Origin of the sequence: Bacteroides sp. AM23-12 (genome assembly GCF_003434395.1) — a bacterium.
In the GTDB taxonomy this organism is placed as follows: domain Bacteria; phylum Bacteroidota; class Bacteroidia; order Bacteroidales; family Bacteroidaceae; genus Bacteroides; species Bacteroides thetaiotaomicron.
In genome coordinates, this window is the sequence record NZ_QTLF01000109.1 from 287 (window position 1) to 671 (window position 385).

General features: G+C 56.6%; 1 pseudogene. It reads left to right on the plus strand.

Going from position 1 to position 385, the window contains the following annotated elements:
* Positions 1-263 precede the first annotated feature (263 nt).
* Positions 264-385 (plus strand): annotated as a pseudogene (locus DW640_RS24250) (ParA family protein); the annotation flags it as partial.

Sequence of the window (385 nt, forward strand, 5' to 3'; positions counted from 1 at the left end):
TAGCCGACCGGACGGACAGCCGAACGGCTGATTGTCTTGCCGGACAAACGGACGGACAACCGGATAACCAGCCGGATGATCGGCTAAACAGCCAAACGGCTAAATGACTAAACGGCTAAACGGTCAAACGGCTGAACAGCCGGACAAGCGGACAGCCGGATGCCGGGCTGAATGTATGACCGGATGTCTGAACGAATGAACGGCAGAGTAGCTGAAAGGCTGACCGATTGAGTGAACAGAGAAGCGGCTGCACGGGCAGCCGGATGAATAACCAACAGAATGACGATATGGACAGACAGACATTGAACGTGGCTTTCGCCACACAGAAAGGCGGCAGCGGCAAGACGGCTATCACGGTGCTGGTGGCGGGCTACCTGCACTACCG